The organism is Reichenbachiella faecimaris (assembly GCF_900176375.1).
Lineage (GTDB): Bacteria > Bacteroidota > Bacteroidia > Cytophagales > Cyclobacteriaceae > Reichenbachiella > Reichenbachiella faecimaris.
Genome location: NZ_FWYF01000002.1, coordinates 58,197 through 74,993 on the forward strand (window position 1 = coordinate 58,197; position 16,797 = coordinate 74,993).

17 protein-coding genes are annotated in these 16,797 nt (G+C 39.7%); 5 read left to right on the plus strand and 12 right to left on the minus strand.

From position 1 onward, the window contains the following. Window positions 1-83: 83 nt before the first annotated feature. The 4 genes from B9A58_RS08075 to B9A58_RS08090 all read right to left on the minus strand — a co-directional run bounded on the left by B9A58_RS08075 (window position 84) and on the right by B9A58_RS08090 (window position 4,800). Window positions 84-989 carry a 1,4-dihydroxy-2-naphthoate polyprenyltransferase gene (locus B9A58_RS08075; RefSeq protein ID WP_084372154.1) on the minus strand — a complete coding sequence of 302 codons (906 nt, stop codon included), beginning with the start codon at window positions 987-989 and terminating at the stop codon, window positions 84-86. Between the two features lie 150 nt (window positions 990-1,139). Next, the gene (argS, locus tag B9A58_RS08080) at window positions 1,140-2,933 is read right to left on the minus strand and encodes an arginine--tRNA ligase (RefSeq protein ID WP_084372155.1); all 1,794 of its coding nucleotides are present in this window, start codon (window positions 2,931-2,933) and stop codon (window positions 1,140-1,142) included. 6 nt (window positions 2,934-2,939) lie between these two features. Further along, window positions 2,940-3,881 (minus strand): citrulline utilization hydrolase CtlX, encoded by a 942-nt coding sequence (gene ctlX, locus B9A58_RS08085; protein ID WP_084372157.1) that lies wholly within the window; start codon window positions 3,879-3,881, stop codon window positions 2,940-2,942. Window position 3,882: 1 nt separating this feature from the next. Then, a complete protein-coding gene (locus B9A58_RS08090) occupies window positions 3,883-4,800 on the minus strand; it encodes a dimethylarginine dimethylaminohydrolase family protein (protein WP_084372159.1) in 918 nt (305 codons plus the stop codon). A gap of 124 nt (window positions 4,801-4,924) precedes the next feature. Between B9A58_RS08090 and B9A58_RS08095 the strand changes: the two genes are divergently transcribed. The 3 genes from B9A58_RS08095 (at window position 4,925) to B9A58_RS08105 (ending at window position 7,694) form a co-directional block, all read left to right on the plus strand. Continuing rightward, window positions 4,925-6,316, plus strand: coding sequence for a type III PLP-dependent enzyme domain-containing protein (locus B9A58_RS08095; protein WP_084372161.1), 1,392 nt, complete (start codon window positions 4,925-4,927; stop codon window positions 6,314-6,316). A gap of 94 nt (window positions 6,317-6,410) precedes the next feature. After that, entirely contained in the window at window positions 6,411-7,139 is a 729-nt protein-coding gene (locus B9A58_RS08100) for a polyprenol monophosphomannose synthase (protein ID WP_084372163.1), read from the plus strand. A gap of 111 nt (window positions 7,140-7,250) precedes the next feature. Further along, window positions 7,251-7,694: a Dps family protein gene (locus tag B9A58_RS08105; RefSeq protein WP_084372165.1), complete on the plus strand. Its 444-nt coding sequence runs from the start codon at window positions 7,251-7,253 to the stop codon at window positions 7,692-7,694. A 61-nt stretch (window positions 7,695-7,755) separates the two neighbouring features. On the opposite strand, the gene B9A58_RS08110 is transcribed toward B9A58_RS08105, so the two are convergent. The 4 genes from B9A58_RS08110 to B9A58_RS08125 are packed head-to-tail and all read right to left on the minus strand — an operon-like array spanning window position 7,756 to window position 11,324. Beyond that, entirely contained in the window at window positions 7,756-8,166 is a 411-nt protein-coding gene (locus B9A58_RS08110; protein WP_084372167.1) for a type II toxin-antitoxin system VapC family toxin, read from the minus strand. Next, complete coding sequence (locus B9A58_RS08115; protein ID WP_084372169.1) at window positions 8,147-8,395, minus strand: hypothetical protein; 249 nt, start codon at window positions 8,393-8,395, stop codon at window positions 8,147-8,149. The genes B9A58_RS08110 and B9A58_RS08115 overlap by 20 nt, the downstream gene beginning before the upstream one ends. A 51-nt stretch (window positions 8,396-8,446) precedes the next feature. Then, window positions 8,447-10,858 (minus strand): ABC transporter permease, encoded by a 2,412-nt coding sequence (locus B9A58_RS08120; RefSeq protein WP_084372171.1) that lies wholly within the window; start codon window positions 10,856-10,858, stop codon window positions 8,447-8,449. Window positions 10,859-10,889: 31 nt separating this feature from the next. Then, on the minus strand, window positions 10,890-11,324 hold the full coding sequence (locus tag B9A58_RS08125) for a thioredoxin family protein (RefSeq protein WP_176214722.1): 435 nt from the start codon (window positions 11,322-11,324) through the stop codon (window positions 10,890-10,892). A 155-nt stretch (window positions 11,325-11,479) separates the two neighbouring features. Between B9A58_RS08125 and B9A58_RS08130 the strand changes: the two genes are divergently transcribed. Both B9A58_RS08130 and pruA read left to right on the plus strand, forming a co-directional pair. Beyond that, the gene (locus B9A58_RS08130; RefSeq protein ID WP_084372175.1) at window positions 11,480-12,241 is read left to right on the plus strand and encodes an SDR family NAD(P)-dependent oxidoreductase; all 762 of its coding nucleotides are present in this window, start codon (window positions 11,480-11,482) and stop codon (window positions 12,239-12,241) included. A 247-nt stretch (window positions 12,242-12,488) separates the two neighbouring features. Next, on the plus strand, window positions 12,489-14,120 hold the full coding sequence (gene pruA, locus B9A58_RS08135; RefSeq protein WP_084372177.1) for an L-glutamate gamma-semialdehyde dehydrogenase: 1,632 nt from the start codon (window positions 12,489-12,491) through the stop codon (window positions 14,118-14,120). 57 nt (window positions 14,121-14,177) lie between these two features. Here the strand turns inward: pruA and B9A58_RS08140 are convergent, their stop codons facing one another. From B9A58_RS08140 to B9A58_RS08155, 4 genes are read right to left on the minus strand one after another with little or no spacing between them, the layout of a single operon-like run. After that, complete coding sequence (locus tag B9A58_RS08140; protein WP_084373182.1) at window positions 14,178-14,753, minus strand: non-canonical purine NTP diphosphatase; 576 nt, start codon at window positions 14,751-14,753, stop codon at window positions 14,178-14,180. Window positions 14,754-14,759: 6 nt separating this feature from the next. Then, on the minus strand, window positions 14,760-15,500 hold the full coding sequence (locus tag B9A58_RS08145) for an FKBP-type peptidyl-prolyl cis-trans isomerase (RefSeq protein ID WP_176214723.1): 741 nt from the start codon (window positions 15,498-15,500) through the stop codon (window positions 14,760-14,762). 5 nt (window positions 15,501-15,505) lie between these two features. Further along, window positions 15,506-15,967 (minus strand): FKBP-type peptidyl-prolyl cis-trans isomerase, encoded by a 462-nt coding sequence (locus B9A58_RS08150; RefSeq protein WP_084372181.1) that lies wholly within the window; start codon window positions 15,965-15,967, stop codon window positions 15,506-15,508. A gap of 3 nt (window positions 15,968-15,970) precedes the next feature. Further along, a complete protein-coding gene (locus B9A58_RS08155) occupies window positions 15,971-16,786 on the minus strand; it encodes an FKBP-type peptidyl-prolyl cis-trans isomerase (RefSeq protein WP_084372183.1) in 816 nt (271 codons plus the stop codon). Between the last annotated feature and the right edge of the window lie 11 nt (window positions 16,787-16,797).

The window sequence follows — 16,797 nt, forward strand, 5'->3', positions numbered from 1 at the left end:
ACACCAAATAATATTTGTCAAAGAATCGGACAGTAATTGTACACGAGCGCACTCTGTAACGAAAAGCATTAATATCCGTCGAGCTACAAAATCAACCCCATGCCAAACAGTATCACGAATAAAAGTGTGGATAATGCTAATTGTTTCAGATATGGATCGAGGGCTACAGCCGTTGTTTTGGTTTTCACCGCCCATCCATTTTTTATGATTAACGGAAAGGAAAGAACGAACAAAAATGATGTCCATTGAGTAGAATTGAGCAGGGTAAACATCAAACCTGATAACATACTAAGAGCCAATAGACAAAAATGATAAGTCACTGCACGGTCTCTGCCTATCCTAACTGGTATTGATATTTTACCAGCCTTTTTATCAGACTCAATATCTCGAATGTTATTTACATTGAGAACACCAGTCGCCAAGAAGCCACAGCTCAATGCCGGAAACAGAATGGACCAATCCAACACTCTGGTTTGCAAATAATATGAACCATAAACTCCAATCAACCCAAAAAATATTAAAACTGAAATATCTCCCAGTCCGCGATAGCCGTAGGGCTTATTTCCAGCTGTATAAGTGATGGCAGCATAAATAGCTAGAAGGCCCAACACTAAGAAAACAGTAATCAATATCCACTGACCTGCAAAAGCCAGGGCCAACAAAGAGAGCCCAGAAACCAATGACAGGCCTGCAAAAACAATCATAGCGAGCTTCATTTGCTCTTTCGAAATGGTACCCGTTTGTACAGCTCTGGAGGGGCCTTCTCTTTCTGAACTATCTGCTCCATGAACAGAGTCTCCATAGTCGTTGGCCAGATTGGACAGAATTTGTAAAAATACAGTTGTAGTAACTGCCAGTCCCAGGATACCCCAATCAAATGACCCCTGCCATTTCGCCAAGAAATTACCCATAAAAATACTGGACAGCGCCAAAGGTAGTGTTCGAAGTCTGAAAGCTTGGAGCCAGTGTTTTATTTTAGAATCGATCATTATTCAATTTTAACCTTTCAATCAAAACCAGTCATTTCGTAGCCCGGGCAAAGAAATTTTCTCAGCGTATTGCAGCCATCCGAAGTATTTGTTGTTTCAGCCAACAAGATTTCTCCAGTTGTTCCTCCTTACGAAATGACAGATTCAAATTTACATTCTATCTGGTACATGGATGCCTAAAAGCGACATGCCAAATTTGATATTTTTCGCTACTTGAGCTGAAAGTGCTACACGAGCTGTGGTCACTCCCTGATCTTGCTCTCCGAAAATAGCTAACTCAGCGTAGAACTTGTTGTATTCCTTGGCCAGATCATAAACATACTGAGCAATCACAGAGGGCAAATAATCCTCAGCAGCCAATTTGATCTTATTTGGCAACTCTGAAATCAAATAAATCAGATCGCATTCCGTCTGGGTTAATTGTATATCAGATGAAATGCTTAGCGATTCAGTGTCAATGCCTAATTCACTTGCCCTTCTTAGAATGGCGGATATTCTCGCATGCGTATATTGAATAAATGGGCCAGTATTTCCGTGAAACTCAATGGACTCCTGAGGGTCAAAAAGCATTCGTTTCTTTGGGTCTACCTTTAGCAAGAAATATTTCAGCGCGCCCAAACCAATTGTATCATAGAGCTCCCTGGCTTGCTCCTCGTTAAAACCGTCAATTTTACCCAGCTCTTTGGTGTGATGAGCTGCTGTGCTGATCATTTCATTCATCAAATCATCTGCATCTACCACCGTTCCTTCACGAGACTTCATTTTGCCTGAAGGCAAATCCACCATGCCATAAGACAAGTGATAACACTCCTCTGCCCACTTATAACCCAATTTCTTTAGAATCAGAAAAAGCACTTTGAAGTGATAGTCCTGCTCGTTGCCGACAGTATAGACCTGCTTGATCAACCCTGGATATTCTTTGAATCTTTGGATAGCCGTACCTATATCTTGTGTCATATAAACAGCTGTACCATCAGATCTTTGTACGATCTTTTGATCCAATCCTTCTTCAGTGAGATCGACCCAAACAGACCCATCATCTTTGGCAAAGAAATGTCCAGCTTTTAAACCTTCAGCTACTTGTTCTTTGCCTAGCAGATAGGTATTTGATTCGTAATAAAGTTTATCAAAGTCTACTCCCATCTGCTGATACGTAGCGTCAAACCCCTCATAAACCCATCCGTTCATTTTTTCCCAAAGCGCATAAGTATCTGATTCTTTTGCTTCCCACTTTCTGAGTAAGTCTTGGGCTTCTAGTAAAATAGGGGCTTCTTTCTCTGCTACCTCCTTAGGCTTACCAGCCTCAACCAACTGCGCAATTTCAGCCTTATAGGCTTTATCAAATTCCACATAGTATTTACCCACTAGCTTATCCCCTTTCAGTTCAGCAGAGGTAGGCGTTTCTCCGTTTCCAAATTTTTGCCAGGCGACCATAGACTTACAGATATGAATCCCTCTATCATTGATGATCTGGACTTTGACCACGTCATATCCGAAAGCATCATAAATCTGAGAAACAGAGTAACCCAAAAAGATATTTCTCAAGTGACCCAAGTGTAGAGGTTTATTTGTGTTTGGCGAAGAATACTCCACCATCACAGTCTCCCCTTTTCGCGCATGCGCCCCAAAGTTTGGCTTGGCAGCTATTTGATTGAACAAACTTGTCCAAATGGACGCAGACACTTCTATATTCAAAAAGCCTTTGACCACATTGTAACCATCTACAACTTCACAATTCTCTTTCAAGTAGGTACCCAAGTCCTCGCCAGTTTCCATGGGATTCTTTTTTGAAATTTTTCCGTAAGGAAAGGTCACAAAAGTATAAGTCCCTTCAAATTCCTTCCTGGTAGGCTGTAAACCCAAATCTGAAGCTGATACTTCGTGATCATAGAGAGACTTGAGCCCCTCTGCTATTCCTTGTTGCAATTGTGATACAATATCCATTCTTTCTTACTTCTTGGGCAGAAAAACTTCTGCCATCATACATCGTGCGCTTCCGCCTCCCAGTGCTTCAATCGTATCAAGCGAACTGGAAATGATGTCTTTATTATATAATAAAATTTTAGTTTTCTGATCTTCGTCCAATGAGGCATAAGCAGCAGCTGACATCACCATCATTCGATCACCAGATTTATTCTCTACCTGAAGCATATTACCAGCAAAATGGGCTTTTTGATTTTCAGAAATTTCAATAATCTCTTTACCCGAATTCTCTAGTGAATCTACCACCATTTTTCGTTCGCCAGTATCATCAATAGTGTCTAGGCAAATGACTGCAAAATCATGACCCAGGGCCATCATCACGTTTGTGTGATAAATGGGTAGTCTTTTGCCTCCTACATTTTGATTGGCTACAAAAGAAACTACTTTATAGCCAAAGGCACTTTCAAAATCCTTGATCACTTCTGGGTGAGTTCTTTCTGAAATAGCTGCATAAGCTATTTGATTTCCTCGATCTAGGATCAAACTCCCAGTCCCTTCCAAGAATCTGCCTGCCTCTTCCGTCCCAGATAGGTCAATGATATTAGTGATTTGATAACCAAATTGTCCCAAATCATCAATAATGTCTTGACGACGTTCGAGTCTGCGATTTTCTGCATACATGGGATACAGCCCTATGACTCCATCTTCATGAAATGAAATCCAGTTGTTTGGAAAAATAGAATCTGGTGTACTAGGTTCAAGCGTGTCTTTCACTACTAAAACTTCAATATCATGGTTCCGAAGCTTCTGAACAAATCCATCGAACTCAGCCAATGCTCGTTCCTGTACATTCTCAGGTGTAATACCCTCTAGTGCCTTTTGATAGTAATTGTTGACTGCCGTCTGTTCGTTGAGCCTGAACTGTACTGGACGGATCATCATGATCGTAGATGTTGTATTTACTCCCATATCAGTAGGCTCTTTCTAGTGGTAGAGTAGAACATCTCAAAAGGCCTTCCATTTTGGCCGTTTCACTGTAAGGCACTTTTTCAACCTTAAAGCCTCTTCGTTCCAGCTCGTCATTCAGTCGAGTAAATCCTTGCTCGCTAATAATAATTTCTGGCGAAATGGAGAACACATTAGAGTTCATGTGGTACATTTCATCCTTGGAGATCTCTAGGCAGTTTTCCTGACCAAAATGGCTCACTACCAGTTCGTAATCTCTTTCGTTTTTGAAACCACCCTTGTAGATGATACATTGATCATTGCCAATCGGCTGAAAACAACAGTCGAGATGTAAGGCGTTTTCTTTGGGGTCATCATCAGACTTCTTGAGCTCAAAAGCATAAAACTCACAGTTTGGGAACTGATCTCTCAAAAATTCCACACCTGCACGGTTAGTCCTACTTACCTTGTACTTGTTGTAATCCTCATCTTCCGAATAGCCAATATAGAGTTTCTCCTTCCATGGCATCACGTCCCCGCCTTCAGCATAAGCACCTTCTGGCATTCTTAAGATCTGTTCAGGGTTGATTTGATCAAGCAAATAATTAATACCATCCCTTTCGCTCGCTCGATCATCAATAATGTTAGGGACGATGAATTTATCACCAATCACGAAACCAATATCACGTGCAAACACCTGATTGGTATCAGAGAGTACCTCAGGTCGATAAACTTCAACTCCATATTTTTTAAGTGCGCTAGCTACAGCTTCCATTTCATTTATTATGTCTTCCTCTTTTGGGAAGGTTCCATCGAGAATGTGTTCCCTTGATTTGGGATCGTATGCTTCTTCGATAGCAGGTACTCCACCAAAACTTTCGCCTGTACCAAGTACAACCGACTTCAGCGGAGCAGTTTCGTCTTTAATTAAAATATTAATCATCAAATTCGGGTTTTTGGGACGGCAAATTTAACAGGAATTTTAGCAATTACGATGATGCGTATTAAACATAAATTTGCAGATATTTGCTCGTTTACTTAAGCTCTAATTTTACCTTGCTGTTTAAATGAAAAAGTACCGTGACTTAATTGACCAAACCTTTTATTTTCCTACTCAGGAATTTGACGTAAAGAACAACCAGCTATTCTTTAATGGGGTAAATCTCATGAACATCATCAAAGAGCATGGTACACCACTCAAACTAACCTATCTGCCCAAGATTTCTGAAAACATCCAAAACGCAAAAGCAATATTTGCTGAAGCGATCAAGAAAAAGAAATATAACGGAAGCTATACCTATTGCTACTGCACGAAGTCAAACCATTTTTCTTTTGTGCTCGAGGAAGCTTTAAAAAACAATATCCATATCGAGACTTCCTCTGCTTACGACATTTCTATTGTGGAGGCTTTGTTCGAAAGAGGGTTGATCACTAAAGACACCTACATCATTTGTAATGGATACAAGCGTCCACATTATTTAGAAAAGATTACTCAGTTGCTTAATGCTGGGTTCAAAAATTGCTTGCCCATTTTGGATAACCTGATGGAACTGGATTACTATGAGGAGCATGTGAAGAAGCCGTTCAATATGGGCATGAGGCTCGCCGCAGATGAAGAACCTAACTTCGAATTCTACACTTCTCGCCTCGGGATTAGATATGGAGATGTCATTGATTACTATCAAAACAGAATCAAGGATAAATCTAAGGGCCAGCTAAAAATGCTTCATTATTTTATCAATACAGGAATAAAAGATACTGCCTACTACTGGAGTGAACTCAGCAGATTTGTGTACAAATATGCTGAACTAAAAAAGGTTTGCCCTGAGCTTGAAGCCGTGGATATTGGAGGTGGTTTTCCTATAAAGAACTCCTTGCATTTTGAATATGATTATAAGTACATGGCAGAGCAAATCATTGAAAACATTCAATGGATTTGTAAAAAGAACAGTGTAGAAGAACCAAACATCTTCACAGAATTTGGCAGCTATACTGTAGCCGAAAGTGGAGCCACTATCTATTCCGTACTTGACCAAAAGCTGCAAAACGACAAAGAGCTCTGGTATATGATGGACGGTTCGTTCATCACGCATATCCCTGATGTATGGGGTCTCAATGCGAAATTTATCATGCTGCCCATCAACCTTTGGAACAACCAATTTCACAGAGTCAACATTGGAGGATTAACGTGCGATAGTATGGACTATTATGACTCAGAAGCGCACATTGGAGAATTGTTTTTACCAGTTATTGAAAAAGAACAAACCATGTATTTCGGATTTTTCCATACTGGAGCTTATCAGGAGTCCTTGGGTGGTTATGGCGGCATTCAGCATTGTCTAATTCCTGCTCCTAAGCATATTTTAGTAGAAAAAGATGACAACGGAAAGATGTCAACTCGCGTATTTGCTGAGGAGCAGTCGAGCGAACAAATGATGGAGATATTGGGTTATAAATAATCTGGAATTCCCATGATTCTTTTTGACATTTGATCTGAAGACCGTTCAAATATTCGCATTTTCTCATAGTTTCGTAAAAAATAAACATTAGCGCTTGAACACTAGTCTTGTCATTATTCCTACTTTCAATGAAAAAGAAAACATTGAAGATATCATAAGAGCCGTTTTCAGTTTGAAAGCTGGGTTTGATATTTTGGTGGTGGATGACAATTCGCCAGACCGCACAGCAGATATTGTAAAAAAAATACAGCCAGAATTTGAAGCCCTCCAATTGCTAGAAAGAGAGGGAAAATCAGGATTAGGCACTGCCTACCTAGCAGGTTTTCATTACGCCTTGGAAAAGGGCTATGAATATATATTTGAAATGGATGCAGATTTCTCTCACAATCCAAAAGATTTGATTAGACTGAGAGAAGCCTGTGAAGCTGGAGAAGATTTAGCAATTGGCTCAAGATATATTTCTGGTGTCAATGTAGTCAACTGGCCAATGGATCGCGTGCTGATGTCATATTGCGCTAGTATCTATGTGCAGTTCATTACTGGCATACCCATCAAAGACACTACTGCCGGCTTTAAATGTTATACGCGCAAAGTGTTAGAAACTATTGGGCCAGATAATGTGCACTTCGTAGGTTATGCTTTCCAAATCGAAATGAAATTTTTGGCTTGGAAGTATGGCTTCAAGCTCAAGGAAGTACCGATTATATTTACAGATAGAACCAAAGGACAATCCAAAATGTCCAGAGGTATTTTCAAAGAAGCTGTGTTCGGAGTGATTCAGATGAAAATCAAAAGCCTGTTCAAGAGTTATATTCCTTCTTAAAAATCAGATCAATATTTTTTATTATCACATCACCATAACTGATGCTTATGGCGACACCTCCGCAGACCACTTTACGTTCTTTGTAGTGTCATAACCTTAATTAGAATAATCATGAAGGAAAATAAAGTAATCATTGAAAAATTGAATTCGCTACTTGCTGATTATCAAATCTATTATCAGAATCTCAGAGGCTTCCATTGGAATATCCAGGGTAAAGAATTTTTTGAGTTGCATGTTAAGTTTGAAGAACTCTACACGGATGCATCTGTGAAAGTAGATGAAATTGCCGAACGTATACTGACAGTTGGCGGAACGCCACTTCATAGTTTTGAAGACTATTTGGCGACAGCTCACATCAAGCCTGTGAAGAATGTTCACGAAGGTGAAATTTCTGTAAAAACAGTAGTTTCCAATCTTGAGCAGATCATAACACAAGAAAAGGAGTTGAAGGAAATTGCTGGAGATGCTCATGACAGTGGCACGGAAGATCAGATGTCAGCCTTGATTGAGGAGCAGGAAAAGACGCTTTGGATGTACAAGGCATGGCTGAAGTAAGCCCATAATGAGAATTACGAAAAAAGGAGAGCCCTATAAAAATGGATGGCTCTCCTTTTGTTCACATAAAAATATTTGTCAGGTATTCGTTCCGGATGTCTCGATAGATGTAAAAATCAGAATCAATAGTCGCTATTTCCTTTTGGCCCTTCACCTCGGCCACTACAACCAATGAAGCATCAGCCAAATCCATAGGCACATCATCAAATTTTTGTGTCAAATCAACCAGCCTCCTCAGGTGGTTTTCATTGAGATCAAATAATCTCAATCCCCCTCGTTCTATCCATTTCAAAAAGGCAATCTGAGCTTTTGTGCTAAAATCCAACATCTGGCTCACCTCTGTAACCACTGGCCATGTCGTCCATAATTGACCTTCATATTTTTTGATAAAATCCAGCGCACGTGAGTGATATTTGTCCGAGCGATCAAAGAGTGCAATTAATGGGCCTGCATCAATGAGAATGCTTTTCATGCAGTTTTTTTCGTAATTTAGATTTGTAACTAGCCGAACGATCACCATCTCCACTTTCTCCAGCACCAAAAAGATCCTCTCCCAATCCATAAGGCTGCTTTATTTCCTTTTCTTTGCTAAAGTACATTGCCAATGCCTCCTTCACCACATCCGTTTTTGACATATTATTGAGTTCACTATAATTCTTTAGCGTCTTTTCTGTGTCTTTATCGAGTCTTACATTCAGCATAACTTAATGATTGTATTACAAGTGTAATACTTATTGTTGAGAATTCAAAATCTACTCATCTCGCAAGACTTTGGATGGGTTGGTATTAGCTGCTTGCCAGGTTTGAGAACCTACTACAATCAACCCTAACACTGCCACAATCGCCACTCCAAAAAGCATCACTCCAGCTCCTATTTCTACTCTGAATGCAATGAAATTCATCCAAGAATTATTAATAACCCAAGTAAGTGGTACACTTATGATCACTGCCAACAATAGCAATTTGGCAAATCCTTTGGATAAAATAAATATCAATGCCTGATTACTTGCGCCAAGTACTTTCCGAATGGAGACCTCCTTTAATCTACTTTGGGTGCTGAATACGACCATTCCCATCAGTCCAAGGCAAGCTATTATGATTGCCAGAAATGATATAAACGATACTATTTTGGTTAGATCACCAAACATCAAATCTGCGAAAAATGCAATTTCATCACTCATCAGTTTATACTCAATTTTTAGATCTGGATTGACTTTTTCCCAAGCGGTTTCTATACTCTCGATAGCCTGTTCATAACTAGAAGAATTGACTCTGACCTGCAAAATTCCGAACTCTTTTGGATTATAAATCAATGCCATTGGTTTGATCGAAGAAAGAAAGGTTTCATGATTGTAATTTTTCATGACTCCTATCACTTCATAACTAATGGAGTCCTCGAGAACCACAATCTGACCAATAGCATCTAATGGATGTGGATAACCAAAACTTGTTGACGCCTCTTCATTGATTACTAATTTTCTTTGATTAATGTCTTTTGTGAAACTTGAACCTGCTACAAGTGTGAGCCCCATGTTTTCTACATAGTCCTCATCTACCTCAAAATACTGCAATTCCTTTTCCACCTTATCTATTAATACTGTCGTAGATGTACTCGATCCCGATGCAGGCACAAATCCAGCCGCAGACACACTTCGTATTTCAGGATAGGTAAGCAGCTCATGTTTAAGCTGATTTGAGTCGGTATTATTCAATTTGACTACGACGATATTGTCCGCTTCGAAACCATAGTCCGAATCGACCATAAAGTTCATTTGATCATAAATCAATTTGACCGTGATGACTAAAAAGACAGATAAGCCAAACTGCGCAACGATCAGTGCATTTCTTAACCCTAGCTTGGAAAACACCTTTACTCCTGATAGATTCTTAAGAGCCTGTAAAGCTCTCACAGAAGAATGAAAAGAAGCTGGTACAATCCCGGCCAAGAAGCCAACTGCAATAGAAAAAGCCAAACAAATCAGGTAGACTTCAAGAGATTGATTCAGATTCCAGTCCAGCAATTGACTGAAATTCAAATCAAGGAAAATAGGTTCCATGAGTTGCACAATTCCCAAAGAAAACACAAACGCAAGCACAGAGATGATGATCGATTCAGTAAGGAATTGCATCAAAATCTGAAACCTGACTGCTCCAAACACCTTTCTTATACCTACTTCTCTCGCTCTGTTCAACGAGCGAGCAATGGATAGATTGGTATAATTAAAGCATGAAGAAACAATAACGACGATGGCCATTCCGGCCAAAAAGTACACAAAGATCATGGGAATACCAGGCCCTATTTGATTCCCTATCATAGGCCCTGGACTGATGGCTCGAATATTTTGCAAATAAAATTCGGCATCCATATCATCCATTGCCCCATACTGTTCATCACTGATTATAGCCAAATTCTTTTCAATTGTTTCTGGCTCTATATTTTCCTCAAGTTTCACATAAGTCCATGTCCAAGATCTGTTCCTCCAAGACATCAGATTCTCAGGAAGAGTTTCTTTCTTGACTAAGGACTCCAAGGTAGCCATAGAAGCTAAACCATCAAACTTGATATGTGATTTGCCTTCTATCCTTTTTAGTACGCCAGTCACTTTGTAGCTCCCTAACTCTCCTACAATTATGGTTTCACCTACAGGATTTTCTTTGTTAAAAAGTTTTTCTGCAGTTTCTTTTGAGAGCACTACTGAATAAGGTTCCAATAAGGCCGTCTCTGAATTTCCATACTCAAACTCATATTGAAACATGTTGAAGAATGAGGGATCTGCAAAGAATCCAGACAACGGAATGTTCACGTCTTGCATCAACTTGACCCACCCATTGCCAAAACCACGAGTCAGTCTCGTATAGCTAGAAACTCCAGTATATTTCCTTGCTAATTCCTCAGCCAATGGCATAGGGGAAGTGGCCATTCCTTCGACAATGGCATCCAGATCACTTCGCGTGTGATTGATTCTATAAATCCCATCCGCTTCTGTATTGAATCTATCATAGCTAAACTGATCAGCCAAAAGCATAATGATGATAAGACAAATGGACAAACTAAATGAAAGTCCGAAAACATTGATGAACGAAAACAATTTATGCTTCCGAATGTTTCTGATAGAGATTTTGAAGTAGTTGTAGAACATAATGACGTTTTTGAGTTTGGTCATTGGACTACAGTATGGATGCCTTGGTTACAACTTAGAATTGATTTAGTTTGTTGAGTTCCTTAACCAGTTGCTTTGCTGTTTTGTAGCCAACAATTGTTTCACTGTTTTTTTGATCACTAGATATATAAATCATAGTGGGCAAACCACTAATTCCAAAATGCTTTGCCAGTTGCTTTCCTGTAAAGTTCTCTCCCTGAAATTCAATAAGCGTCGGACTATCAAAATCGACTTTTACGGCATAGAATTTTTCATTCAACAGGTCAATTACCTTATCATCCCTAAATGTTGTTTTTTCCATCTTTTTGCACCAGCCGCACCATTTCGCTGTAAATTCAATGAATATAGGCCTTGGACTTTCTATAGAAAGCGTTTGAGCGGACTCCAAATCATTCCAGTTTATCTGCTCATCATTATTCACATTTGCATGAGAAAAAAATGGCGGCAGCCATACAAATAGAAATAGCATTTTCCTAAAGTTCATGACACAAAAATACAGAGATCTATAGTTTAACCCAGACGCCTTGAAATAGGTTCATTAGTAGTCACACTGCAAATAATTACGATCTGAAATTTTTATTTACTTAGATGCGTATTAATTTAACCTTCCAATAAGAGAAAAAGATGTACATCAACCTATCAGGATTAAACATTTTAGTTACCGGAGCCAGCAAAGGAATTGGCAAATCCATCGCATCTAAACTAGCAGAGGCAGGTGCAACAGTGGCCGTTCATTACAACAAAAATATGAGAGAGGCCGAAAACTTAGCCCACGTGCTGGGCAATGAGTCTCGTGCTTTTCAAGCTGATCTTTCAAAAAAAGACGAAGCTGCCAATTTGTTTGATCGAGTCATACTGGAAATGGGTAGCATTGAGATTCTTGTCAACAATGCTGGCGTGGCAAAAGCAGCCGAAATAGATGGTAAAGAGGCAGATTGGATCAAATCCTGGAATGAAACGATTCAAGTCAATCTGACATCAGCAGGTATTCTTTGCAAAAAAACCATTGAGCACTTTCTAAAAAGAAATAGCGCAGGAAGAATTATTAACATCACCTCCAGAGCAGCCTATCGAGGAGATACAGCAGAGTATATGGCCTATGCTGCCTCCAAAGCTGGGCTGGTGTCATTAACTCAGACGATTGCAAGAGCCTATGGCAAAGATGGGATTAAAGCCTTTAATATAGCCCCAGGATTCGTGCGAACAGACATGGCTAAAGAGGCCATGGAAAAATATGGTACTGAACATGCTACTGCAGATATTTCGCTAGAGCGAATGACTGAACCTAAAGATATTGCTCCAATGGTAACCTTCTTAGCCAGCGGCATGGCTGATCATGCCACTGGTAGTACCATTGATATGAATGCAGCCAGTTATGTCCATTAATCAGGACCAATCACAACAAAAAGAAAAAGAAGAAACAGGAACATAAACACATAAAAAAGTAAATCTGTCCTAAAGTAATTCTTGTATTTTAAATAAAATTCTTTCAGTTTTTTCATCACGTACTATTTTGGCTTGTTAGGTCAAAAACCTGAATTTTCCGCTAAAATAATATGTATTTATCCAATACCCATTATATGGGTCTTTCTTACCTTTGTGCAAATTCATTGAATACTAAAGAATAAACAATATGCCCAAAGGAATATACGCAGTACCCGTTCCAGAAAACGAACCAGTACTATCATACGCCCCAGGAAGTCCAGAAAAAATTGCCCTCAAAGCCGAATTAAAGGCAATGAAAAGCAAAGAAATTGATGTGCCCATGTACATTGGTAGCGAGTTGGTCACGACCGAAAAAAAGATGAGAATGGCACCTCCTCATGACCATAAACATACCTTAGGTCATTTCAACTATGGTGATGCCTCTCATGTGGAGCAAGCTATTAATGCAGCCCTAGGTGCTAAACAAGCCTGGACTGAATTGTCTTGGGAGCACAGGGCTAGTATCTTTCTGAAGGCTGCTGAACTAGTGGCTGGCCCTTATAGAGCCAAGATCAATGCCTCTACCATGCTTGCACAATCCAAAAGTCCTATGCAGGCGGAAATTGACGCTGCCTGTGAATACATTGATTTTTTGAAATTCAATGTGGACTTCATGACTCAGATTTATACTGAGCAGCCAGAATCAGCTCCAGGCATGTGGAACCGTATGGAGCATCGCCCATTGGAAGGATTTATATTTGCTTTGACTCCGTTCAACTTTACCTCTATTGCTGGTAATCTATGTGCTGCTCCAGCCATGATGGGCAATACGATCGTATGGAAGCCAGCCGAGAGTCAGGTGTATTCAGCTCAGATTCTAATGGAAGTATTTAGAGAAGCAGGTGTACCAGATGGTGTGATCAACCTGATCTATGTAGATGGCCCTACAGCTGGAGAAGTTATTTTCAACCACAAGGATTTTGGTGGGCTACACTTCACGGGTAGCACTGGCGTTTTCCAGCACTTATGGAAAACAATAGGAGAAAACATAAGCAAATACAAATCCTACCCAAGAATCGTAGGAGAAACTGGTGGCAAGGATTTTATCATTGCTCACAAATCTGCTGATGCCAAGGCTTTGGCCACAGGAATTACAAGAGGTGCTTTCGAATTTCAAGGGCAAAAATGCAGTGCAGCTTCTAGGGCTTATATTCCTGACAACCTTTGGGAAGAGGTGAAAGGATACCTATTGGAAGATCATAAAACCATCAAAATGGGATCACCCGAAGATTTCACCAATTTCTTTAATGCAGTCATAGATGAAAAATCATTTGATAAAATATCTAAATATATAGATGCTGCCAAGGATAGTAATATGGCAGAAATCATAGCTGGGGGTGGTTATGATAAATCAGAAGGCTATTTCGTGCAACCTACTATCATAGTGGCTAAGGATCCAATGTTCACCACCATGTGTGAAGAAATATTCGGACCTGTGATTACCATATATGTTTACCAAGCAGAGAGATTTGAAGAAGCACTTGAATTAGTAGATAGTACTTCGCCTTATGCGTTGACAGGAGCAATTTTCTCTCAAGATAGGTATGCAATAGAATTAGCCACTAAGAAATTAGTGAACGCTGCTGGCAATTTTTATATCAATGATAAGCCAACAGGTGCAGTAGTTGGTCAGCAGCCATTTGGTGGATCTAGAGCTTCTGGAACTAATGACAAGGCAGGTTCAATGATTAATTTGTTGAGATGGGTTTCTCCTAGAACGATTAAGGAAACTTTCAACCCGCCAAAGGATTACAGGTATCCTTTCATGGAGGAGAAATAAGGTTAATAAAAATAACTTTAATAAGACCGCGCTCATTTTTACAGGCGCGGTCTTTTTTTATGCTTGATTTTCTAGGAATTCAACCAGTTTAGCCACTGCCCTTCCTCTATGTGAGATCTTGTTTTTCTCATTCGCGGACATTTCGGCGAAAGTCTGATTATGGCCGTCAGGAATAAAAACAGGGTCGTAGCCGAATCCTTTTTCTCCCTTGAGTTCTGAAATAATTGTTCCATTTACCACACCCTCAAACTGATACATTTCTCCTTTGAGGATTAATGTAATTACAGTTCTGAATCTGGCTGATTTATTTGAATGTGGTTCTAAATTCTTGAGAAGTAGGTTGATATTGGATAAGTTGTCCCTACCATCTCCAGCGTATCTGGCAGAATAAACACCTGGCGCTCCTTTTAAAGCCTCTACCTCCAGACCCGTATCATCTGCAAAACACGAGACATTATAATTGCTGGCTACAAAATCCGCCTTAATCTGAGAGTTTTCCTCTAAAGTAGCTCCTGTCTCAGGGATTTCTTCTGTACAACCCATTTCATCCAAGCCCACAATTTCAAAGTCACTTAGGATTTGATTGATCTCTCTAAGTTTGTTTTCGTTGTGCGTGGCAAAACAGATTTTCAAAACCAATTAGGGATGAATGTTGACCAAATCAAACTGAAAAACTAGTGGCGTATTGGCTGGAATTCCGCCTTCTCCTCCAGGGTTAGAACCCGACGCTCCATAAGCAACTGCTGATGGAATCATGATTAGCGCCTTTGAATTCAGTTCCATTTCCAACATTGCTTCTTTTAACCCACTTCTAAATCCAGGGATGTAGTTGAAACTGATTCCCGTCCCATTCTCAGTGTGATTGAAGGCAATCGGCAAATAAAGTCTACTTGCAGAGAATAGAGGGTCATCTATTGCTCCATCTGAAGTATTGAGTGAGTCCAGAAGTTCTTCATAGGACTTGCTTGAGCTAGCCAACAGATCATCAAAAACTATTCCGTCTGTTACATAATTAAGGCTATCTGATTTTTTGGCAGTGGTTGAGCTCGAAGTATCAAAAATAGCATTCTCAAGATACTTCCCTGTATAGTGAACAGAAACTATCTCGTTGTATTCAGGAACTCGAATACTCACAGCTGGAGCCCAAACAATACGACGTACACCATATTCGCCAACTTTTACCAAACTCGCATCAATTCCGTTGCTCGCATCTGCTATATATGCATCAATAAGTGCATTATCAGCATCTGCCTGAAGGATTGAATCTTGTCTTATCTGTTCCAGCTCCTCCTCACTTTCACCCGCATGATCAACACAGCTGCCAAAAACAACCCCTCCCATCAAAATCACACCCAGAAATAAACTCTTTTCAAATCCCATTATCATTAATCTATTGCTACTATGTTAATATCAAATTTTAAATCTTCTTTGGGCTTAATGACTCCTTCAAATCCTTCCTCTCCATATCCCAATTCCCAAGGAATAAACAGAGTACCAGACCCTCCTTTTTTGAATAGCGCAATGCCTTCGTTCCAGCCTTGAACCAGATTTTGATCGCCAAGCGTAAATGAAAATGCCGCCCCTCCATAAGAGGTGTCGAATCGAGTGTCATCCAAATGATAGCCTGTATAATGTACAGTTACCGTTTGACCTGTAATAGGAAAATCTCCGTTCCCAATCTTATTCACTGTATATATAAGGCCTGAAGAAGTAGTGATATGATCCTCAATTTGATTCCGCTCCAGGTACTCTTCTATAGAGTCAACTGCGTCTTCTGTAGTATCATCAAGACAGCTCCCCATAAGGAACAAGCAGAACACAAATAATATTTTGATGCTTATTTTCATTGCTTATTGGAACGAAACCAATTTTATGGTAAATCTTATGTTTTGATTCGGCGTAAATACACCAGCAACACCATCTTCACCATAAGCCAAATCACTTGGAATGAGAAAATCTCCTGCTTCACCCACCTTTAGCAGTGATACGGCTTCGTTAAATCCTTCTATAATGTTTGAAGTACCCAAGTCAAATGAAAAACTTGACTTTCCTACTGAAGTATCGAATATTTTATTGTTCAGATAATATCCTGTGTAGTTTACTGTGACCGTATTTCCATTTGTCGGACTATCAGCTTCTGGCACGGATTCGGTTATTCTATAATGGATGCCACTTTGAGTAACTGAATAGTCCTCCCAATCATTGTTTTCCTCTATATAATCTGCAATAGTATATCCGGCAATTCCGAGGGCCACCTTCTCTAAGGTAATTTCAAATATCATATCATCAGAACCATAGGCAAGCTTGGCTGGAACATAGAGCGTACCACTTCCGCCTTGATTGTATAAACCTATGCCCTCGTCCCAACCAGGGACCACCTGACCCAAACCCAGTACAAATTCAAGAGGACTTCCACCAACAGAGCTATCAAAGATTTCATCATTAGTGAAATACCCAGTGTACTCCACTTGAACTGTATCACCTATTTCGGGTAACAACCCCTCTCCTTGTTCATCTATAATATAGATGAGTCCTGAGCTAGTTGTATTGTAATCAGTAATATTGTTTTTCTTAAGATAAGACAATAAGGAACTCTTATTTTCATCATCCTTACAGGAAGTGAAAAATAATAGCATGACGAATAAATATAGAAGTTCCTTCTTCATCTTTTTTCCTT